Here is a 21,143-nt window from a genome sequence, read left to right as displayed (position 1 = left end):
AGCGGCTTGGCATCGCCCTGCTGGCAGGGTGCCCACGGGTGACGTATTCTTAGCGCAATTTTCTCGGGGCTTCTTTCCCGTTTTCATCGACCTGTTTTCAACCGGAGTTTGCCGACATGGCTGCTGCTTGGGTGCGCCTGTGCGCGTTGGTATTGATCGGATTTTCCAGCACCTCGGCGCTGGCGCAGGACAAGACACCCACGGCAATCGTCGTCGGTGGCGGCCTGGCCGGCTTGACGGCTGCCTACGAGCTGCAGAACAAAGGCTGGCAGGTCACGCTGCTGGAAGCCAAGGCGGGCATGGGCGGGCGCTCTGGCCTGGCCACCAGCGAATGGATCGGCAACGGCAAAGCCCAGCCGGTACTCAACCAGTACCTGGATCGCTTCAAGCTCGATACCTTGCCGGCCCCTGAGTTCGTGCGCACGCCGGGCTACCTGATCGATGGCGAATACTTCAGCGCAGCTGACCTGGCCGTCAAGCAGCCGGCAACTGCCGAAGCGCTCAAGCGCTACGAGAAAACCCTCGACGATCTGGCCCGCTCGATCGACGACCCGCTCAACCCGCAGGCCAACAGCACGCTATTCGCCCTCGACCAGATCAACGTCGCCAACTGGCTCGACCGTTTGCAACTGCCTGCCACTGCGCGGCAATTGATCAACCAGCAGATTCGCAGCCGTTATGACGAGCCTTCGCGCCTGTCGCTGCTCTATTTCGCCCAGCAGACCCGTGTCTATCGTGGCGTCAGCGACCGTGACCTGCGTGCTGCGCGCCTGCCTGGCGGTAGCCCGGTGCTGGCTCAGGCCTTCGTCAAGCAGCTGAAAACCATCAAGACCAACGCACCGGTTACCGCGATCGTCCAGGACAAGGACGGCGTTACCGTCAAGGTCGGCGCTGTCGGCTATCGCGCCGACTACCTGGTGATGGCGGTGCCGCTGCGGGCACTGGCCAAGATCCAGATGACCCCAGGCCTGGACAACCAGCATATGGCTGCGATCAAAGGCACCAACTATGGCTGGCGTGACCAGATACTGCTCAAGTTCAAGCAGCCTGTGTGGGAAAGCCGGGCGCGGATGTCGGGTGAGATCTTCAGCAACACCGGCCTGGGCATGCTCTGGATCGAGCCGGCGCTGAAAGGTGGTGCCAACGTGGTGATCAACCTGTCGGGCGACAACGCCCGTCTGTTGCAGGCCTTTGGCGACAAGCAGATGGCCGACCAGGTGCTGATCCGCCTGCATGCGTTCTACCCGAAGGCGCGCGGCGCATTCACTGGCTATGAAGTGAAGCGCTACAGCGCGGATCCTGGTACTGGTGGTGCCTATCTGGCATATGGCCCGGGGCAGATCAGCAAATACTGGCGCCTGTGGGAGCGCCCTCTGCAGCGCATCAGCTTCGCTGGTGAGCATACCGACGCGCTCTACCCAGGCACGCTCGAAGGCGCCCTGCGCAGCGGCCAGCGTGCTGCCGGCCAGGTGCAGGACCTGCTGGCAGGCAAGTCGTTTGATCCGGTCAAGGCCGTGCCTGTGGCGGCAGCTGCCGCAACCGGCGCCGCAGCGGCCAAGGGCGGCTTCTTCTCCAATCTGTTTGGCGGCGGCGACAAGGCGGCCAAGGCGGACAACGCGCCAGCCAAGGACGAGCCGGCCAAGGCCAAGGACGCCGAGCCAGCCAAGCCTGGCTTCTTCTCGCGCCTGTTTGGTGGCGCAGAAGAGCCTGCAGCCAAGCCGGTACCTGTGGCCAAGGCTGCGGAAGTTGCACCAGTAGCACCGGCGCCTGAACCAGCGCCAGTGGTTGCGCCGGTACCGGAGCCTGCGGCCAAGCCTGCACCGGTCAAGCCTGCGGCAAGCAAGGCCGCACCAGCCAAGCATGCGCCTGCGCATAAGCCAGCTGCCAAATCGGATGCCGCGAAAAAGGCCGTAACCAAGCCTGCGCAAGCGAAAAAGGCTCCCGCCAAGGCCGAGCCGGTGAAGAAACCGGCGACCAGCAGCCAAGGCTGATTGATCCAACACCCCCAAGGGCCGCATCGCGGCCCTTTCTTATTCTGCGAGTGTACCGGGCTGGTCTAGGGTTAATGTTTCCTTAATAACCGGTCGAGAGAATAAGCATCGATTAATTCGATCTACCAAAGCAATTTTTTCCGCTTTTATTCGATACGTTTCGCGCTAGTCTGTACGCAGCTTCAAGGGAGAGCGCCGCCAACATGCAAGTACGCAATTCATCAACTCGCTACGGCCTGGTCAGCATGGTCATGCACTGGGGTGTAGCGCTGGCAGTCTTCGGGCTGTTTGCCCTGGGCCTGTGGATGGTCGATCTTGACTACTACGACCCGTGGCGCAAGGCCGGCCCGGATCTGCATAAAAGTATTGGCCTGGTGTTGCTGGCGGTAATGCTGCTGCGGGTGCTGTGGCGTTTCATCAGTCCGCCGCCGGCAGTGCTGGCCAGCCATGACCGCTTCACCCGAGTTGCAGCCAAACTGGGCCACCTGGCTTTATATGCAGGGCTGTTTGCGGTAATGATCGCCGGGTACCTGATCTCTACCGCCGATGGCGCGGGGATCTCGGTGTTTGGCCTGTTCGATGTGCCGGCATTGCTCAGCAACCTGCCCGACCAGGCTGACACCGCTGGCGTGATCCATTTTTACCTGGCCTGGGGGCTGGTGATTTTCGCCGTCCTGCATGGCTTGGCAGCACTGAAACACCACTTTATCGACCGTGACGCGACCCTGACTCGTATGCTGGGCCGCAAAGCTTGACCCTCAACCTCAATTGCAAGGAATCGAAAGGATGTTGAAAAAGACTTTTGCCGCTCTGGCGCTCGGTACCGCTCTGTTCGCCGCTGGTCAGGCCATGGCTGCTGACTACAAGATCGACAAGGAAGGCCAGCACGCGTTCGTTGACTGGAAGATCAGCCATTTGGGCTACAGCTTCATCCACGGTACTTTCAAAGACTTCGACGGTAGCTTTACCTGGGATTCGGCCAAGCCTGAAGCCAGCAAGATCAACGTCGACCTGAAGACCGCCAGCCTGTGGTCGAACCATGCCGAACGTGACAAGCACATCGCGAGCAAGGACTTCCTGGACGTCAGCAAGTATCCAGAGGCCAAGTTCGTCTCCACCGCAGTCAAATCGACCGGTGACAAGACCGCTGATGTGACCGGCGACCTGACCCTGCACGGTGTGACCAAGCCGGTAACCTTCAAGGCTACCTTCAACGGTGAAGGCAAGGATCCATGGGGCGGCGAGCGCGCTGGCTTCAACGCCACCACTACCCTGAACCTGAACGACTTCGGCATCAAGGGCCCAGGCCCAACCTCGCAGACACTGGATCTGGATATCAGTGTTGAAGGCGTGAAGCAGAAGTAATCAGCCGCAAACGAAAAAGCCGCCCATCAGGGCGGCTTTTTCATGTCTGCAAAACCGTAATCAGCGATTACGGGTCAGCAGGGCCGGGCGCTCGCCACGCGGGCGGCTCGGCAAGTCTTCCAGCTGCTCAGGCGTTGGGTAACGCTCGAGCTTGGATTCCTTGCGGATGATCACTGGCTGGCTTTGCGATTCACGCGGGTTGCGTACTGCTGGCTCTTGACGAGCACTGTCGTCACGGGCTGGGCGGTTACGGCCCGGGTTGCCGTCGCGACGGCCACCACCAGCGTTGCTGCCGTTGTTGCTGCGTGGGCGCTTGTCGCCAGCACCCTGACGGGGCTGGCCGCTGCCGCCGTTGTTGCTGCGGCCTTTTGCTGGCGCACCGGCACCGCGAGTGCCGCTGCCTTGGGTTTGGCCGGCACCAGCTGCAGCGCCTGGGCGACGGTTGCGGCCTTGGTTCTTGCCATTCTGGTAAGGGCTGACGTAGTCGGCCTTGTTACCGAAGTTATCCACGTCGTCGTCGAGGAACGCTTCCGGGTCACGGTTGCCGTTGCCATTACCGTTGGCTGGCGCCGATGCTTCGCGGCGCTCGCCCTGTGGCTGGCGCGGCTTGTTCTCACGTGGCTTGCGCGGCTGCTGCTGGCGCTCACCTGCAGGCTTGTCGGCCGGCTTTTCAGCGGCGCTGCTCTGCTTGGCGCGGCCTTTGTCCTTGCCCTTGTCCTTGCGTCCGCCGTTGCTGTCTTTGCTGGCGTCGCTGCGCGGCTGGTTACGACCACCGCGGCCGTTGGCCTGCGGGCGCTCACGGACTTCAGGTTTCTCGACTTCGACGGTGCTGGCGTCAAAGCCCATCAGATCGCCGTCCTGGATCTTCTGGCGAGTGACGCGCTCGATGCTCTTGAGCAGTTTCTCTTCGTCCGGGGCAACCAGCGAGATGGCTTCACCTGAGCGACCGGCACGGCCAGTACGGCCGATGCGGTGCACGTAGTCTTCCTCGACATTCGGCAGCTCGAAGTTGACCACGTGCGGCAGCTGGTCGATGTCCAGGCCACGCGCGGCAATGTCGGTTGCGACGAGGATGCGCACTTCGTTGGCCTTGAAGTCGGCCAGGGCCTTGGTGCGTGCGTTCTGGCTCTTGTTGCCGTGGATCGCTGCAGCCGGCAGGCCGTGCTTCTCAAGGTACTCGGCCAGGCGGTTGGCGCCATGCTTGGTGCGGGTGAAGACCAGCACCTGTTCCCACGCACCGAGGGTGATCAAGTGCGCCAGCAGGGCACGCTTGTGGCTCGCCGGCAGGCGGTAGACGCGCTGTTCGATACGCTCGACCGTGGTGTTCGGCGGCGTGACTTCGATGCGCTCGGGGTTGTGCAGGAGCTTGTCGGCGAGGTCGGTGATGTCTTTGGAGAAGGTCGCCGAGAACAGCAGGTTCTGGCGCTTCGCCGGCAAACGGGCGAGGACCTTCTTGACGTCATGGATGAAGCCCATGTCGAGCATGCGGTCGGCTTCATCGAGGACTAGGATTTCGACGCGGGACAGGTCAACTTTGCCTTGGCCGGCCAAGTCGAGCAGGCGGCCAGGGCAGGCCACCAGTACGTCGACGCCTTTGGCCATGGCCTGAACCTGTGGGTTCATGCCGACACCGCCGAAGATGCAGGTGCTGACCAGGCTGAGGTCGCGTGCATACACTTTGAAGCTGTCGTGCACCTGAGCCGCCAGTTCGCGGGTCGGGGTCAGCACCAGTACCCGCGGTTGACGCGGGCCGTGGCGCTGGGATTTGTCTGGGTGGCCGCCCGGGAACAGACGCTCCAGGATCGGCAGGGCGAAACCGCCGGTTTTGCCAGTACCTGTCTGTGCGGCGACCATCAGGTCGCGACCTTGCAACACGGCGGGGATGGCCCGCTGTTGCACTGGGGTAGGCTCGGTGTAGCCCGCTGCTTCGATAGCGCGGACAAGTGCCTCGGAGAGACCGAGGGAAGCAAAGGACATGGGCAATCCTGTTCTGGTGGGGGCTAGGCCCTATAGGGTGATCTGCCTGGCGCGACGGGCATCTGAGGGATGCGATCGCGTCCGGTCCAGCTTGGTGTCCACTGCGCATCAGAGAAACATCGGGCCTGCGCTGTAGAGCGCGTTGGCGATGATCGAGATGCCTGGATGAAGACCGAGCGTCCGGGCGTGAGCCTGGCGGGAAGGCCCGAGTATAACAGAGCTAGCGAAGTGTGCTGCGTTCCTGCTGCTCAACGGCGCCAGGCAGCACTCCAAGGTCGTCTTCGAAGCGAGCGATCATCTGCACGTAGGCAGGTTCTTGCTTGAAACGGCGCAGTTCGTCGGCAAACGAGCGAGCCAGTTGTTCGCGCCCGGGCTTGCGCGCCAGACCCAGATACTGGTTTTGCCGATCGATCAGCAGCGGCAACTGTTCGATTTGCTGCTGCAGCCCCATCTGCCGGCGCAGATAGCGCCCGACGCGACTGTCGGTGACCAGCAGATCGATGCGGCCGAGCATCAGTTTGCCGAAATTGGCCTCGTGAGTGGGCGCCGGCTCACGTTTGAACAATGTCGACTGATTGAATGCCGCGCCATAGTCGTAGCCCGGCGAGGTGCCGAGGGTCAGCCCGGCGAGGTCCTCCAGTCGCTTGACGGCGCGGTGCTGGCCGTGTCTGCCGAGCAGAACGAACTCGACTGCGGACAGGGGTTCGTCAGGGAACACCATGAACACCTTGCGCGCATCGTTCTGGAAAATCCCCAGCACGCCATCGGCCTGGCCCTGCTCGACCATCGCCAGGCAGCGCTTCCACGGCATGAACTCCCAGTCGACCTGCACACCGAGGCGCTTGAACACCTCGCTGGCAACCTCGTACTCGATACCCTGCGGCTGGCCGTTGTGTTCGTAGACATAAGGCGCCCAGTCATCGCTGACCACGCGCAGGCGTTCGGCCTGAGCCGAACAGCTCAGGCAGACAAGCAACAGGCAGAGTAGGCGGGGCAGAAGCGACATGGCGTGAGAGTACGCCGTCCATCGGGCGATGAACAGTGAACGGGGCTTGTACAAACGCTGATAGTTGTAAACACCTGGGTGCCGTTCACAAACGCCTGTAGGAGCGGCCTTGTGTCGCGACAGGGCCGCGCAGCGGCCCCAGATTTTCAGCTTCGCCGCCAATATCGCCGGGCCAGCTACGCTGGCCTTTCCGACCGGTCCGGCGCCCCGGCAAGGCCGCTCCTACACAAAGCAGATCGCGTTAGCGTGGCAGCTTGAGGTTGTTCCAGATCGCCAGGCTCGGTTCGGCCTGGTTCAGGGTATAGAAGTGCAACCCAGGTGCGCCGCCTTGCAGCAGTTGCTCGCACATGTTGCTGATCACTTCTTCGCCAAAGGCCTGGATGCTCGCGCTGTCGTCGCCATAGGCTTCCAGTTGCTTGCGGATCCAGCGCGGCAGTTCAGCACCACAGGCGTCGGAGAAGCGCGCCAGCTTGCTGTAGTTGGTGATCGGCATGATGCCGGGCACTACCGGGATATCCACGCCCATTTTCTGCACGCGTTCGACGAAGTAGAAATAGCTGTCGGCATTGAAGAAGTACTGGGTAATGGCGCTGTCGGCACCGGCCTTGACCTTGCGCACGAAGTTGCTCAGGTCGGCTTCGAAGTTCTGCGCCTGCGGGTGCATTTCGGGGTAAGCGGCAACTTCCAGGTGGAAGTGATCGCCGCTTTCCTGGCGGATGAACTCGACCAGGTCACTGGCGTAGCGCAGTTCGCCCGAGGCCATGCCCATGCCTGACGGCAAATCACCGCGCAGAGCGACGATCCGCTTGATGCCGGCAGCCCGGTATTCGCTGAGCAAGCCGCGCAGGTCGGCCTTGGAATCACCGACGCAGGACAGGTGCGGTGCGGCGGCGACTTTGACTTCATGTTCCAGCTGCAGCACGGTGTTAAGCGTGCGGTCGCGGGTCGAACCGCCAGCGCCGTAGGTGCAGGAGAAAAAATCAGGATTGTAGCCAGCCAGCTGGCGAGCAACGGCCATCAGCTTTTCGTGACCGGCTTCGGTCTTGGTCGGGAAAAACTCGAAACTGTAACGGCGTTCTTCGGACATCGTTCGTTCCTCATGCAGCCAACGCCAGTAGCGCGCCTTCAGCTGCAATCTGCAAGTAAAAGCCAGAGCGGTGAAGGCCGGTCTGGCTTGGCGTCATTCATTGCATGGACTGCCCGCAGCAAGCATGTCTGCCGCGGGCCACTCGCTTAGTAGCGGTAGGCGTCTGGCTTGAACGGGCCTTCGACGGTGACGCCGATGTATTCGGCCTGCTGCGAGGTCAGCTGGGTGACCACGCCGCCGAAGCCACGGACCATTTCCAGAGCGACTTCTTCGTCGAGTTTCTTCGGCAGCACTTCAACGGTCAGACGCTCGGCTTTCTTCTCGGCCGAGAGGTCAGCGAACTTCTGCCCGAACAGGAAGATCTGTGCCAGCACCTGGTTGGCGAAAGAGCCGTCCATGATCCGGCTTGGGTGGCCAGTGGCGTTGCCCAGGTTGACCAGACGGCCTTCGGCCAGCAGGATCAGGTAGTCGTCGTTCTGCGGATCGAAGTCGCCAGCGCCGGTGCGGTGAATCTTGTGCACCTGCGGCTTGACCTCTTCCCATGCCCAGTTCTTGCGCATGAAAGCGGTGTCGATTTCGTTGTCGAAGTGGCCGATGTTGCACACTACAGCGCGCTTTTTCAGCGCCTTGAGCATGTTCGCATCGCAGACGTTGACGTTACCGGTGGTGGTCACGATCAGGTCGATCTTGCCCAGCAGAGCCTTGTCGATGCAGGCTTCGCTGCCGGTGTTGAGGCCGTCGATGAACGGCGAAACCAGCTCGAAGCCGTCCATGCAGGCTTGCATGGCGCAGATCGGGTCAACTTCGGAAACCTTGACGATCATGCCTTCCTGACGCAGCGACTGGGCCGAGCCCTTGCCGACGTCACCGTAGCCGATGACCAGCGCCTGCTTGCCCGACAGCAGGTGGTCGGTGCCGCGCTTGATAGCGTCGTTGAGGCTGTGACGGCAGCCGTACTTGTTGTCGTTCTTGCTCTTGGTGACCGAGTCGTTGACGTTGATCGCCGGGACTTTCAGCTCGCCCTTGGCCAGCATGTCGAGCAGACGGTGAACACCGGTGGTGGTCTCTTCGGTAACGCCGTGGACGCGATCCAGAACCTGTGGGTACTTGTCGTGCAGCAGTTGGGTCAGGTCGCCGCCGTCGTCGAGGATCATGTTGGCATCCCATGGCTGGCCATCCTTGAGGATGGTCTGCTCCAGGCACCACTCGTACTCTTGCTCGGTCTCGCCTTTCCAGGCGAAGACCGGGATACCGGCAGCGGCGATGGACGCAGCTGCCTGGTCTTGCGTGGAGAAGATGTTGCAGGACGACCAGCGCACTTCGGCACCCAGGGCAACCAGGGTTTCGATCAGCACGGCAGTCTGAATGGTCATGTGGATGCAGCCGAGGATTTTCGCACCCTTGAGCGGTTGCTCTTCGAGGTACTTGCGGCGCAGGCCCATCAGTGCCGGCATTTCCGATTCGGCGATGATGGTTTCGCGACGGCCCCAGGCGGCCAGGGAGATGTCAGCGACCTTGAAATCGGTAAAACCAGCAGGCGTGTTTACAGCGCTCATGAAGAGCCTCCATTCGTAGTGTGCGAATGGGCGCCGTTGTGCGTTGAGCGTCCACTTGAGCGGACAACGCCCCATCCGAGCCTGACAGGTCGAACCTGCTGCAGCGCCCCTCGGACAGGTGGCGGGCATGGCACCGCGGCGGGTGGCCATGTTAAACGGCGCTGATTATAGCCGGGCAGGGCGATCAGGCCCAAGGTTTTCTGTCGATTAATCGCGACGATAGTCGATGACCAATGGAGCCCTGTGGCAGGCTCTGCCATCATGACTGCACGTTAGCCAAAGCTGGTAGGAGCAATGATGAACTTCCACACCCGCAAATGGGTAAAACCCGAAGACCTCAACCCCAATGGCACTCTGTTCGGCGGCAGCCTGCTGCGCTGGATCGACGAGGAAGCGGCGATCTACGCCATCGTCCAGCTGGGTAATCAGCGAGTGGTGACCAAGTACATCTCGGAGATCAACTTCGTCAGCGCCTCGCGCCAGGGCGACATCATCGAGCTGGGCATTACTGCCACCGAGTTTGGCCGCACCTCGATCACCCTCAAGTGCGAAGTGCGCAACAAGATCACCCGCAAGAGCATCCTCACCGTCGACAAGATGGTCTTCGTCAACCTGGGTGACGATGGCTTGCCGGCTGCGCATGGGCGCACCGAGATCAAGTACGTGCAGGATCAGTTTCCCGACTCTGCCGTAGAGTGATTTTTCGGGGCCGCAAAGCGGCCCCGACATTCTCAAGGCTGAACGCTAACCTTGCTCACCACACGACCAATGCTCAGACCCTGAATCAGGATCGACGACAGCACCACGATGTAGGTGATCGACAGCAGCAAATCACGCTCTTCACCCAGCGGCAACGACAACGCCAGCGCCACCGACACGCCCCCACGCAAACCACCCCAGGTCAGCACGCGAATGGTGCCCTGCGGCACGCTGCGCCAGCGGCGCAGCAGCAGAATTGCCGGCGCCACCGTGAGCAGGCGCGACATCAGCACGGCTAGGGCCAGCACCGAACCGGCGGCCAGGTGCATCCAGTTGAACGGCAGCAGCAACAGCTCCAGGCCGATCAGGGCAAACAACAAGGCATTGAGCATGTCATCGATCAGTTCCCAGAAACCGTCCATGTAGCGCCGGGTCATGTCGTTCATGGCCAGGTTGCGGCCCAGGTTGCCGATGATCAGGCCGGCCACCACCATCGCGATCGGTGCCGAGACATGCAGCTCGTAGCACATTGCCGAGCCGCCGATGACCAGCGCCAGGGTCAGCATGACCTGGACCTGGTATTGGTCGATGCTCTTGATCATGCGATAGGTCGCATAGCCGATCAGGCCGCCGAAGGCGATCCCGCCGATGGCTTCGCGGGCGAACAGCAGGGCGGTCTCGGAGATACTTGGCGTCTCGCCCAGCTGGACGATGCCGAGCAGTACCGTGAACACCACCACCGCCGTGCCGTCGTTGAACAGCGACTCGCCAACGATGGTGGTCTTCAGCGGCTTGGAGGCGTTGGCCGTACGCAGCGCGCCGAGCACGGCAATCGGGTCGGTCGGCGAGATCAATGCGCCGAACAGCAGGCAGTAGATCAGGCTGACGTGCCAGCCGAACATGGCGAACACCCAGTGCGCGAGAAAACCGATGACCACGGTGGCGATAAGCACGCCGATGGTCGCCAGCAGGCCGATCGGCCAACGGTAGCTGCGCAGATCGCTGAGGTTGACGTGCAGGGCGCCGGCAAACAGCAGGAATGCCAGCATCCAGTGCATCAGCAGGTCATTGAAGTCGATCTGGTTCATCAAACCTTCGACGCGTTCTTCCAGGCCCGGAAAGCCGATCAGGCTCAGACCCTGCAGAATCAACGAGAACAGCAGCGCCGTGACCATGACACCGATGGCCGGCGGCAGGCCGATGAAGCGATAGTTGACATAGGTGAGGAGGGTGGTCAGGCAGATAAAAGCGGCAACAAGTTCAAGCATCCCGAATCCTGTAAAAAGTGGCTTCCAAGTCGGACCCGAATCGCTCGGGTCACGGGTTTGATGGTCCAGCAGGGGGTGTGGGACACACTCTATGACCAGAAATGTCCGAATCGTTCAAAATATGTACAAGGGCGCCCTGGCCCTGTCCGCTGCGTAACCCGCTATATTGTGCCGACCTCTGAGTCTGAGCCCTCCAAGGAAACCTCGCGTGCTGGCAACCGTTCTTGTTCTTGTCGCAGCCCTGTTGCATGCCATCTGGAACACCCTGGTCAAGTTCAGTGGCGAGCGGCTGCTGGTGATTGCCAGCATGGACTCGGTAGCGTTGCTGTTCGCTGTGGTGGCTGTGTGGTTCGTCGATTTCCCGCCTGGCGAAATCTGGCCCTGGCTGCTGGTTTCGGCGCTGGCCCAGCAGATCTACCGGGTCTTGCTGATCAAGGCCTATCGGGTCGGCGACCTTGGCCTGGTTTACCCACTGATGCGCGGTTTGTCACCGCTGGTGGTGCTGGGTCTTACTCTGGCGTTTGCCGGCGAGACCCTCAGCGGCCAGCAGATCATCGGCATCTTGCTGATCCCCTGTGGCATGGCCTGCCTGCTCTGGCAGGGCGGTGGCGGTGCGCGTTTGCCATGGTCGATGTTGCCGGTAGTGGGGCTGATCGGGATGTGTATCGGCTGCTACACCTGGTTCGACGGCCAGGGCGTGCGTGCGTGGGGCAAGCCCTGGGATTATCTGGTGTGGCTGACGTTGCTCAGTACCTGGCCGTTTCCGCTGCTGGCCGGCGTTGCCCGGCGTGCACCGTTCGTGCAGTTCTGGCGTAATCAATGGCGGCTGGGCCTGGCGGTGGGTGTTTGCGTGCTGGCCAGCTACGCTCTGGTGCTGTGGGCGATGCACCTGGGGTCGGTGGCCGAGGCGGCGGCGTTGCGCGAGATCAGCGTGATTCTGGTGGTGCTGCTGGGCATGCGCTACCTCAAAGAACCTTTCGGCGGGCCGAGGCTCTTAGCTTGCGGGCTGGTGCTGGCAGGTATGCTGGTGATGAAGCTCTGAATCCAACTCTTTTGAACAAGGAATTCTGTCCATGACCGTTGCCCTGTGGTGCATTTTGATCGCCATGATCCTGCCGCCGCTGTGTGCGCTGATCGCCAAACTCAGCAGCGGCCGTTTCGGCATGCAACACAACCATGACCCGCGGGCGTTTCTGGACACGCTGTCAGGCCTGCCACGCCGCGCCCATGCTGCCCAGCAGAACAGCTATGAAGCCTTCCCGGCCTTTGCGGCGGCGGTGCTGGTGGCGGATATCGTCGGCAACGCCGAACAAGTGACCCAGGATGTGTTGGGGGTGATGTACATCACCAGCCGGTTGCTGTTCATCATCTGCTACCTGGCCGATTGGGCGATATTGCGCTCGATAGTGTGGTTTGCCGGTTTGGCATTGATCGTGGCGTTTTTTGTAGTCTCGGTTTGACCGAGCGACTTACGCCGACCGTGTAGGAGCGGCCTTGTGTCGCGAAAGGGCTGCGCAGCGGCCCCACGATTTATGCTTCGCCGCGTTTATCGCCGGGCCAGCTCTGCTGGCCTTTCGCGACACAAGGCCGCTCCTACAGGGGGGAGGCGATGGTGTCAGGGGACTTTGGGTAGCTCAGGCAATGGCTGGCCTTTGGGCCAGAGCATCCAGATCTGCCCTTGCTGCTTCATGTTGCCGGCCAACTCACCGGCTTGCGGCCCGGTACCCCAGAACAGGTCGGCACGTACTTCGCCGGTGATCGCCCCGCCGGTATCCTGCGCGCCGACCGGGCGCACCACGGGTGAACCATCCGGGCGGGTGGTCGACAGCCACAGCAGGCTGCCCAGCGGGATCACCTTGCGGTCGATGGCGACGCTGTACCCTGCGGTCAGCGGCACGTTCAACGAACCGCGCGGGCCTTCGTTGCTGTCCGGCCGGGTGCTGAAGAACACGTAACTGGGGTTGCTCGCCAGCAACTCCGGTACCCGCTGCGGGTTGGCCTGGGCCCAGGCGTGAATCGCGCCCATGCTGACATCTTCTTTCTTCAACTGGCCTTGTTCGATCAGCCAGCGGCCGATCGGCCGATACGGGTGGCCGTTCTGGTCGGCATAACCCAGGCGTAACTGGCGCCCGTCTTCCAACTGAACCCTGCCAGAGCCCTGAATCTGCAGGAATTGCAGGTCCATCGGGTCCGTCAGCCAGGCCTGCACAGGTGCGTTGACGCCATCACGGTAGATGGTTTCCGAGGTGTCATAGGGCTTGAGCACGCGGCCTTCCAGGCGCCCGCGCAGGCGCTTGCCCTTGAGCTCAGGGTAAATACTCGCCAGATCGACCACGATCATGTCCTGCGGCACGCCGTACACCGGCACCTGGGCCGCTGCAGTGCGGGTCAGGCTGCCAGGGTAGACCGGCTCGTAATAACCGGTGATCAGCCCGGTGGCGTTGTTCTCGGCCGAGCGCAGGCCGTACACCTGCAGGTTCTGCTGGAGAAACGCGCGGGCCTGGGCGGCATCGTCAGGAATGCGCAGCGCCGCCTCGCAGGTCGCTGCCCAGACCGCATCGCGCTTGAGCTTCTCGCAGCCGACCCGCCACGCCTGAAAGCCCGCCAACAGATCAGCATCACTGACGCTGGGCAGATCTTTCCAGGTGGCGGGAGCATAGGTGGCAATGGCGTGCGGTTCAGGCTTGGTGCTGTCACCGCCGTTGCAGCCGGCCAGCAGGGCCAGGGCTGGCAGCGCCCAGGCGAGCTGGCGCAGAGCAGATTTCATGGTTGAATCCTTGAGCGGGCAGCGGCGTGGCTGCCCCTGTTTTCTGTAAGGGTATTGGTCTTTGTCGAGCAGGCGAGGATACTGTCGGCCCTCTTCCGATGCCAATGTGACCGTGATGTTCAAATGTTTCACCGTGCTGCTGGTAGCTAGCCTGGCCCTGCTGGGCTGCGACCGTGTCGATCCTAACTCACCGCTCGGGCAGCGCAAGGCGATCTTCAAGCAGATGCTCAACACCAGCGAAGACCTTGGCGGCATGCTGCGCGGACGCTTGCCGTTCGATGGCGACAAGTTCGCTGCCGGCGCCATCAAGCTCGATGGTCTGGCGCACGCCCCTTGGAAGCATTTTCCGCAGGCTCAGGATGGCGGCGACAGCAGTGCGCGGGCCGAGGTCTGGCAGCGCCAGGCGCGCTTCGAGGAGCTGGCCCGGCAACTGGAAGGCGTGACCGGTGAACTGGTTGCCGCGAGCAGCAACAAACCGCTGCACGCAGCGCAGTTGCAAGCGCCTACGGACAAGGTCGAAGCGGCCTGCAAGGCCTGCCACACCGAATTTCGTAACCACTAGGCCGCGCTGACGCCGGCAGCGCGCTCACGGTTCAGCGTGGCGTCGGAGTGGTTACTTTTCCAGATCGTCGAGCGCCTCCTGCAGCTCCTTTTTCGATTCGGCAAGCTTGTCTTTACGCTTGTTGATCTTCTCGGAGTCGCCGCGCTTCATGGCCTTGTCCAGATCCTTGGTGCGCTTGTTCACCTCGTGACGCGCATCCAGCACCTTCTGCTCGCGCTCTTTGCGCAGGCTGCTGTCGGTGCAGTTGGCAGTCACTTCGCTCAGGGCTTTTTCCAGACCAGCCTGCTGGTTGCTGTTGCCGTGGGCACGTGCCTGCTCGATCTGTTCGCTGATCGCTTGCTTCTTGGCGGCGCAACCTTTGAGCTCGGTCTGCTCGGCAGCCAGCGCGCCGTGGGCAGTGAGGCCAAGCAAGGCGGACAGGGCGAGGGTAGAGAACAGTTTCATCGGGGGCTCCATTCGGGTGCAGGGCAGCGAAAAGGGAAATGCTGCCCTGATCCGGCAAAATTAGAAACCCTTGATTGTGTGATGGCGTAACTGCCCGGCCAGTAATTGCACTGCGTCGTCATTGAAAAATACCTGCAACTGCTCGGCACGGCCGTTGCCGATGCCGGGTTCCTGCAGCCATTCTCGTGCGGTTCTGCTCGCCATGGTCTGCCAGTCAGGGCCTGGCTCAAGGTGGCGCGGCGCAGGCATACCCAGGCCGTGTAGCCAGCGCTGGAAGGGTTGCTGGCGGGCTTGGGTGAACACCTCGAGCAGCTGTTCGGCGCGCGTTTCAGCGATGCCCGCAACACCCAGCAACTGCTCCCGGTCCAGGTTCAGCCAATCGTCCAGCGTACTGACCAGGCCGCTGTCGACCAACTGAGTCCAGGTTGCCGAGCCCATTCCTGGCATGTTCAGGCCTTGCTTGCCGCCCAGCCAGTGCAGGCGGGCGACAAACTGCTGGCGACAGGCGGGGCTGTCCTGCCAGCAACTGAGCGAATGGTAGCGGCCCGGTTCCGGGACCTGTACCGGCGCACGCTGGCTGCTGCGCTGCACCACGGACTCCAACCGCGGAATGGTCAAGCCGGCCAGGCTTATTGCCACCTGATCGCCTGCACGGATGTCCAGCGCTTGCCAGCGTGCCAGCGACCCGAGGCTGACCTGACTGACCTGGCGATCATCCAGCTGCAGCGGTTTCAGCTGTAACAGAGGCGTGATGCGCCCGGTGCGGCCAACCTTGAACTGCACCTCGCGCACTTCGGCCAGTGCCTGGCGCAGCGGATACTTCCAGGCTGCAATCCAGTGCGGCGCATTGGCCTGCCAACGCTCTGCGGCGGGGCGCTGATCCTGGCGCAGGATCACTCCGTCAGTAGCGAACGGCAGGGCTGATCGATACCAGTGCTGGCGCCAGTGAGCGGCCTGCTCGAAGGTATCGATGGCGACGCTGTACTGCTGGCTGTCGCTGAAGCCTAGTGCAGTCAGTGCACTGAGCCGTTCTGCCTGTGTGGCTGGGCCCTCGGGCCAATCCCAGACGAACAGGCCGATATCCGCGCCCAATTGCGCGCTGAGCTGCTTGCGCGCCATCAGGCCGGCGACACTCCCGCGGGCGCCGCGCCCACCGGCGGCTACCTGCACGTGGTTGTCCAGGCGCAGGTACAGCTCGCCCTGCAGCGCCAGATCAAGGGCGCGTGGCAGTTCGCGCTGGATGCCCGAAAGGTACGGCAGGTGCCGGCTCCAGTCATGCCCATGGACGCCGTCACCGCGGCTCAGCAACTGCACCAACCGACCTTGTCGGTAAACCAGCGAGACCGCCACACCATCGACCTTGGGCTGAATCCACACGGCCTGTTTACCGCGCAGCCATTGTGCGGCGGCCTGCTCATCACGCAGCTTGGCGACGCCGGTATGAACCGTCGGGTGCGCCAGCGGGCCGCGCGCGCTGGCCAGCGGGTCGTCACTGGCATTGATGGCAAAGCACTGTTGCAGGTCCAGCAGGCGCTGCCGGCTTTGGTCGTAGAGTTCATCATCGACCAGCGCGATACCTTGGCGATGGTAGTGGTCATCCCACGTTGCCAGTGACTGGCGCAACTGTTCGACCTCTTGTTGCGCCCGCTCGCCAGGCCAGGCGGGGCAAGCGGCGGCCTGAGCACCCGAGAGGTACAACAGCGGCAGCAAACACAGCAGCAGTTTAAGCATCATGGCCAGCATCCTTGCCAGGCGATTCGGAACCCTCAGCCTAAGCGCGCAAGCGGATCAACGCTGGGCCAGTTTGTCAGGCGATATGTCACAAAAAAGCCCCTGTCGATTACTCGGCAGGGGCTTTCGTCTGTGGCTGTAAGAAAGCTTACAGGCCAGCAGCGTCCTTCAGCGACTGGGCGCGGTCGGTGCGTTCCCAGGTGAAGGTGGTGAAGGTGTCGTCACCCACGGTTTTCTGCTCAGGGGTACGGCCGAAGTGACCGTAGGCCGCAGTTTCCTGATACATCGGGTGCAGCAGGTCGAGCATGGTGGTGATTGCATAAGGACGCAGGTCGAAGCACTCACGCACCAGCTGGACGATCTTGGCGTCGGAAATCTTGCCGGTACCAAAGGTATTCAGCGAGATCGAGGTCGGCTGAGCGACACCGATGGCATAGGACACCTGAATCTCGCAACGCTCGGCCAGGCCGGCAGCCACGATGTTCTTGGCGACGTAACGACCGGCGTAGGCCGCCGAACGGTCAACCTTGGATGGATCCTTGCCGGAGAATGCGCCGCCGCCGTGACGGGCCATGCCGCCGTAGGAGTCGACGATGATCTTACGCCCGGTCAGGCCGCAGTCGCCCACTGGGCCGCCAATGATGAACTGGCCAGTCGGGTTGATATGGAACTGGGTGTCCTTGTGCAGCAGTTCGGCAGGCAGGGTGTGCTTGACGATCAGTTCCATGACGGCTTCTTTGAGGTCTTTTTGCGAGACTTCAGGGTTGTGCTGGGTCGACAGCACGACTGCGTCGATACCAACAACCTTGCCGCCTTCGTAACGGCAGGTGACCTGCGACTTGGCATCCGGACGCAGCCACGGCAGCAGGCCGGACTTGCGCGCTTCGGCCTGGCGCTCGACCAGACGGTGCGAGAAGCAGATCGGTGCTGGCATCAGCACGTCGGTTTCGTTGCTGGCGTAGCCGAACATCAGGCCCTGGTCGCCGGCGCCTTGATCTTCAGGCTTGGAGCGGTCAACGCCCTGGGCGATATCGACCGACTGCTTGCCGATGATGTTCATCACCGCGCAGGTCGCGCCATCGAAGCCGACGTCGGAGCTGTTGTAGCCGATGTCGACGATGACGTCGCGCACGATCTGCTCAAGGTCGACCCAGGCCGAGGTGGTGACTTCGCCGGCAATAATGGCAACACCGGTCTTGACCAAGGTTTCGCAGGCCACACGGGCGAACTTGTCCTGGGTGATGATGGCGTCCAGGACCGCGTCCGAAATCTGGTCGGCGATCTTGTCCGGATGTCCTTCAGACACGGACTCGGAGGTGAAAAGGGAATATTCGCTCATCTCGACGGGTTCCTAAAATTTACCGATGGTGATGTCGCCAGCCGTCCGCTGAAAATGGCGGACCTGGATCTGGAAACCGTTACGCAAGCCCACATACAGGCTGTCTCCGAGAGCCAGCCCTGCTGCCCGGGCCCAACGGGCCAGGTCATCCTGCTCAAAGCCCAGCCAGAGATCGCCGCAGGCCTCGCGGGCCCAATGCTGATCATGGCTGCACAGTTCGGTGACCAGCAGGCTGCCGCCTGCCTTTACCCGTTTGGCCAGCAGGCGCAGGGCCTGGGCCGGATCGCTGAAATGGTGCAAGACCATGTTCAGCACTACGCAGTCGGCTGTCACATCCGTTGCACCCAATGCATCGGCCAACTGCAGGTTTACATTACTCAAGCTTTCTCGTTCACAGACCTGGCGCGCCAGCTCGAGCATGGTCGGGCTGTTGTCCATCGCCGTGACGCTGGCAAAGCGCCGCGCCAGGTCGGGCAGAAAACCACCGTCACCCGGGCCGACTTCAAGGGCACTGGCGTCAGCGCCGAAGCTGAGTTTGTCGAGCAGTGCCAGCAGGCTCTCGCGGTACTGCGGCAAGCCGGCAATCAAGTCCTGCTGGGCACGAAACTTTTCTTCCACACGCAGGAAGAAGTCCTGACTGGTAGCGGCCCGGCGCTGTTGCACCTGGGCAATGCGCGCCTGCACTGCGGCCGGCAACGCGAGGTCGTCGACCTCTTCAAGCAGTGCCGTATGCAGCCGGCCACCGGGGCGCAGGCTGTCGGGCAGGGCGCGCCGGTAGAAGATGGCGTTGCCTTCGCGGCGTGTGGCCACCAGTTCGGCCTGGGCCAGCACCTTGAGGTGATGACTCATGCCGGACTGGCCGACGTCGAAGATCTGCGCCAGCTCGAGCACGCCGAACGAGTCACTGGCCAGCGCGCGCAATACATGCAGGCGCAGCTCGTCGCCGCTGGCTTTGCATAAAGCTGCCAGGTCGTCGCTGCGTTGCAGGGCCAATGGTTGCGCGGGAAGATTCATAGCGCGGCAGTCTAGACAGGCAAGGTTGCCCTCGCAAGGGCAATATCAAAAAGTTTTGATATTGGACGATGGATGGCCCGAGTCAGTCCGAACCACCGTCTATTCTCGCGAATCGCTCATCAATCACAGGAAAAACACCCAACTGCGACCATCCGTCATTGCCCCGGAGCCGACTGTGGGGGAAAATGGTCGTCTTTTTTGCGCTTCATTACTTATTCAAGCCCCCAGGAGACTTAGCGATGCCCAGCCGTCGTGATCGTGCCAACGCCATTCGTGCCCTCAGCATGGATGCCGTGCAAAAGGCCAACAGCGGCCATCCCGGTGCCCCAATGGGCATGGCGGATATCGCCGAAGTGCTTTGGCGCGACTACCTGAAGCACAACCCGAGCAACCCGAGCTTCGCCGACCGTGACCGCTTCGTGCTGTCCAACGGCCACGGCTCGATGCTGATCTATTCGCTGCTGCACCTGACCGGCTACGACCTGTCGATCGAAGACCTCAAAGGTTTCCGTCAGCTGCACAGCCGCACCCCGGGCCACCCGGAGTTCGGCTACACCCCAGGCGTCGAAACCACCACCGGCCCACTCGGCCAGGGCCTGGCCAACGCGGTCGGCTTCGCCCTCGCCGAAAAAGTCATGGCGGCGCAGTTCAACCGTGACAGCCACAACATCGTCGACCACAACACCTACGTGTTCCTCGGCGATGGCTGCCTGATGGAAGGCATCTCCCATGAAGTCGCCTCGCTGGCCGGCACTCTGGGCCTGAACAAGCTGGTCGCGTTCTACGACGACAACGGCATCTCCATCGATGGCGAAGTCCACGGCTGGTTCACCGATAACACCCCGGCACGCTTCGAAGCCTACAACTGGCAAGTGATCCGCAACGTCGACGGCCACGATGCCGAAGAAATCAAGATGGCCATCGAGACGGCGCGCAAGAGCGATCGTCCGACCCTGATCTGCTGCAAGACCATCATCGGTTTCGGTTCGCCGAACAAGCAGGGCAAGGAAGACTGCCACGGCGCACCGCTGGGCAATGACGAAATCGCCCTGGCCCGCAAAGAGCTGAACTGGAACTACGGCCCGTTCGAAATCCCGGCCGACATCTATGCCGAGTGGGACGCCAAGGCCGCCGGTGCCAAGGCCGAAGCCGAGTGGAACCAGCGCTTTGAAGCTTACGCCGCTGCTCACCCAGAGCTGGCTGCCGAGTTCAAGCGTCGGATGGCCGGTGACTTGCCTGCCGACTTCTCGGCCAAGGCTCAGGCCTACGTCAACGAAGTTGCTGCCAAGGGTGAAACCATTGCCAGCCGCAAGGCCAGCCAGAACGCCCTGAACGCCTTCGGCCCGCTGCTGCCCGAGTTCCTCGGCGGTTCGGCTGACCTGGCCGGCTCCAACCTGACCTTGTGGAAAGGCTGCAAAGGCGTCGACGCCGTTGATGCCAGCGGCAACTACGTGTTCTACGGCGTGCGCGAATTCGGCATGACCGCGATCATGAACGGCGTCGCCCTGCACGGCGGCCTGGTGCCTTACGGCGCGACCTTCCTGATGTTCATGGAATACGCCCGCAACGCCGTGCGCATGTCGGCTCTGATGAAGCAGCGCGTCATCCACGTCTACACCCACGACTCGATCGGCCTGGGCGAAGACGGCCCGACTCACCAGCCAATCGAGCAGCTGACCAGCCTGCGCAGCACGCCGAACCTGGACACCTGGCGCCCGGCCGATGCGGTCGAGTCGGCGGTTTCCTGGAAGCACGCACTGCAGCGCAAGGACGGCCCGTCGGCGCTGATCTTCTCGCGTCAGAACCTGCAGCATCAGCAGCGCGATGCGCAGCAGATCGCCGACATCGAGCGCGGCGGTTATGTGCTCAAGGACTGCGCTGGCGAGCCTGAGCTGATCCTCATCGCTACCGGTTCCGAAGTCGGTCTGGCCGTGCAGGCGTTCGACCAACTGAGCGAGCAAGGCCGCAAGGTCCGCGTCGTCTCGATGCCATGCACCAGCGTGTTCGATGCCCAGGACGCCAGCTACAAGCAGGCTGTGCTGCCGCTTGAAGTCGGTGCGCGAATCGCCATCGAGGCTGCCCATGCCGACTTCTGGTACAAGTACGTTGGCCTTGAAGGTCGCGTCATCGGCATGACCACTTACGGCGAATCGGCTCCGGCCTCGGCGCTGTTCGAGGAATTCGGCTTTACCCTGGAGAACATCCTCGGTACCGCTGAAGAGCTGCTGGAAGACTGATTCATCCTGAGCGAGGCGAGGGCGTTGCCCTCGTTTTCGCGACTCAAGGCCGCGCCTACAAGTTATTGCCTGTGCAGTATCTTGTAGGCGCGGCCTTGTG

At 62.2% G+C, this 21,143-nt stretch carries 18 protein-coding genes and 1 riboswitch; of the genes, 8 read left to right on the top strand and 10 right to left on the bottom strand.

All coding sequences use genetic code 11. The annotated features are described in order from the left end of the window. Positions 1–116: 116 nt before the first annotated feature. From M2396_RS09860 to M2396_RS09850, 3 genes are all read left to right on the top strand, one after another. Complete coding sequence (locus tag M2396_RS09860; protein ID WP_259074492.1) at positions 117–1,991, top strand: NAD(P)/FAD-dependent oxidoreductase; 1,875 nt, start codon at positions 117–119, stop codon at positions 1,989–1,991. A gap of 203 nt (positions 1,992–2,194) precedes the next feature. Then, positions 2,195–2,746, top strand: coding sequence for a cytochrome b (locus tag M2396_RS09855; protein WP_101315750.1), 552 nt, complete (start codon positions 2,195–2,197; stop codon positions 2,744–2,746). A 31-nt stretch (positions 2,747–2,777) separates the two neighbouring features. After that, complete coding sequence (locus M2396_RS09850; RefSeq protein ID WP_101315752.1) at positions 2,778–3,356, top strand: YceI family protein; 579 nt, start codon at positions 2,778–2,780, stop codon at positions 3,354–3,356. A 60-nt stretch (positions 3,357–3,416) separates the two neighbouring features. Here M2396_RS09850 and M2396_RS09845 read toward each other — a convergent pair whose 3' ends face one another. From M2396_RS09845 to ahcY, 4 genes are all read right to left on the bottom strand, one after another. Continuing rightward, entirely contained in the window at positions 3,417–5,333 is a 1,917-nt protein-coding gene (locus M2396_RS09845) for a DEAD/DEAH box helicase (RefSeq protein WP_101315754.1), read from the bottom strand. Between the two features lie 220 nt (positions 5,334–5,553). Next, complete coding sequence (locus tag M2396_RS09840; RefSeq protein WP_101315756.1) at positions 5,554–6,339, bottom strand: ABC transporter substrate-binding protein; 786 nt, start codon at positions 6,337–6,339, stop codon at positions 5,554–5,556. A gap of 241 nt (positions 6,340–6,580) precedes the next feature. Beyond that, complete coding sequence (gene metF / locus M2396_RS09835; RefSeq protein ID WP_220632951.1) at positions 6,581–7,426, bottom strand: methylenetetrahydrofolate reductase [NAD(P)H]; 846 nt, start codon at positions 7,424–7,426, stop codon at positions 6,581–6,583. Positions 7,427–7,572: 146 nt separating this feature from the next. Next, positions 7,573–8,982: an adenosylhomocysteinase gene (ahcY, locus tag M2396_RS09830; protein WP_101315760.1), complete on the bottom strand. Its 1,410-nt coding sequence runs from the start codon at positions 8,980–8,982 to the stop codon at positions 7,573–7,575. Positions 8,983–9,003: 21 nt separating this feature from the next. Then, a riboswitch (S-adenosyl-L-homocysteine riboswitch) is annotated at positions 9,004–9,100 on the bottom strand. A 179-nt stretch (positions 9,101–9,279) separates the two neighbouring features. Between ahcY and M2396_RS09825 the strand changes: the two genes are divergently transcribed. Then, entirely contained in the window at positions 9,280–9,681 is a 402-nt protein-coding gene (locus M2396_RS09825) for an acyl-CoA thioesterase (protein ID WP_016489524.1), read from the top strand. 32 nt (positions 9,682–9,713) lie between these two features. Here M2396_RS09825 and M2396_RS09820 read toward each other — a convergent pair whose 3' ends face one another. Next, on the bottom strand, positions 9,714–10,949 hold the full coding sequence (locus M2396_RS09820; protein ID WP_259074488.1) for a sodium:proton antiporter: 1,236 nt from the start codon (positions 10,947–10,949) through the stop codon (positions 9,714–9,716). A 208-nt stretch (positions 10,950–11,157) separates the two neighbouring features. On the opposite strand from M2396_RS09820, the gene M2396_RS09815 reads away from it, so the two are divergent. Together M2396_RS09815 and M2396_RS09810 are read left to right on the top strand one after the other, a co-directional pair. After that, positions 11,158–11,991: a DMT family transporter gene (locus M2396_RS09815; protein WP_101315764.1), complete on the top strand. Its 834-nt coding sequence runs from the start codon at positions 11,158–11,160 to the stop codon at positions 11,989–11,991. A 31-nt stretch (positions 11,992–12,022) separates the two neighbouring features. Next, complete coding sequence (locus tag M2396_RS09810; RefSeq protein ID WP_101315766.1) at positions 12,023–12,409, top strand: MAPEG family protein; 387 nt, start codon at positions 12,023–12,025, stop codon at positions 12,407–12,409. Positions 12,410–12,564: 155 nt separating this feature from the next. Here M2396_RS09810 and M2396_RS09805 read toward each other — a convergent pair whose 3' ends face one another. Next, positions 12,565–13,716, bottom strand: coding sequence for a murein transglycosylase A (locus tag M2396_RS09805; RefSeq protein WP_101315768.1), 1,152 nt, complete (start codon positions 13,714–13,716; stop codon positions 12,565–12,567). Positions 13,717–13,831: 115 nt separating this feature from the next. On the opposite strand from M2396_RS09805, the gene M2396_RS09800 reads away from it, so the two are divergent. Next, positions 13,832–14,278, top strand: coding sequence for a cytochrome c (locus M2396_RS09800; RefSeq protein WP_259074483.1), 447 nt, complete (start codon positions 13,832–13,834; stop codon positions 14,276–14,278). Positions 14,279–14,329: 51 nt separating this feature from the next. Here the strand turns inward: M2396_RS09800 and M2396_RS09795 are convergent, their stop codons facing one another. The 4 genes from M2396_RS09795 to M2396_RS09780 form a co-directional block, all read right to left on the bottom strand. Then, entirely contained in the window at positions 14,330–14,722 is a 393-nt protein-coding gene (locus M2396_RS09795; protein ID WP_101315772.1) for a DUF1090 domain-containing protein, read from the bottom strand. A gap of 60 nt (positions 14,723–14,782) precedes the next feature. Next, the gene (ligB, locus tag M2396_RS09790) at positions 14,783–16,456 is read right to left on the bottom strand and encodes an NAD-dependent DNA ligase LigB (RefSeq protein ID WP_259074481.1); all 1,674 of its coding nucleotides are present in this window, start codon (positions 16,454–16,456) and stop codon (positions 14,783–14,785) included. A gap of 145 nt (positions 16,457–16,601) precedes the next feature. Further along, positions 16,602–17,792: a methionine adenosyltransferase gene (gene metK / locus M2396_RS09785; protein WP_103435795.1), complete on the bottom strand. Its 1,191-nt coding sequence runs from the start codon at positions 17,790–17,792 to the stop codon at positions 16,602–16,604. A gap of 12 nt (positions 17,793–17,804) precedes the next feature. After that, complete coding sequence (locus M2396_RS09780; RefSeq protein ID WP_181089555.1) at positions 17,805–18,806, bottom strand: metalloregulator ArsR/SmtB family transcription factor; 1,002 nt, start codon at positions 18,804–18,806, stop codon at positions 17,805–17,807. A gap of 239 nt (positions 18,807–19,045) precedes the next feature. Between M2396_RS09780 and tkt the strand changes: the two genes are divergently transcribed. Then, positions 19,046–21,043, top strand: coding sequence for a transketolase (gene tkt, locus M2396_RS09775; RefSeq protein ID WP_101315780.1), 1,998 nt, complete (start codon positions 19,046–19,048; stop codon positions 21,041–21,043). The last annotated feature ends 100 nt before the right edge of the window (positions 21,044–21,143 follow it).

The sequence above is a fragment of the Pseudomonas sp. BIGb0278 genome (assembly GCF_024809895.1).
GTDB lineage: Bacteria > Pseudomonadota > Gammaproteobacteria > Pseudomonadales > Pseudomonadaceae > Aquipseudomonas > Aquipseudomonas shirazensis.
This window is presented reverse-complemented; position numbering and strand designations above follow the sequence as displayed.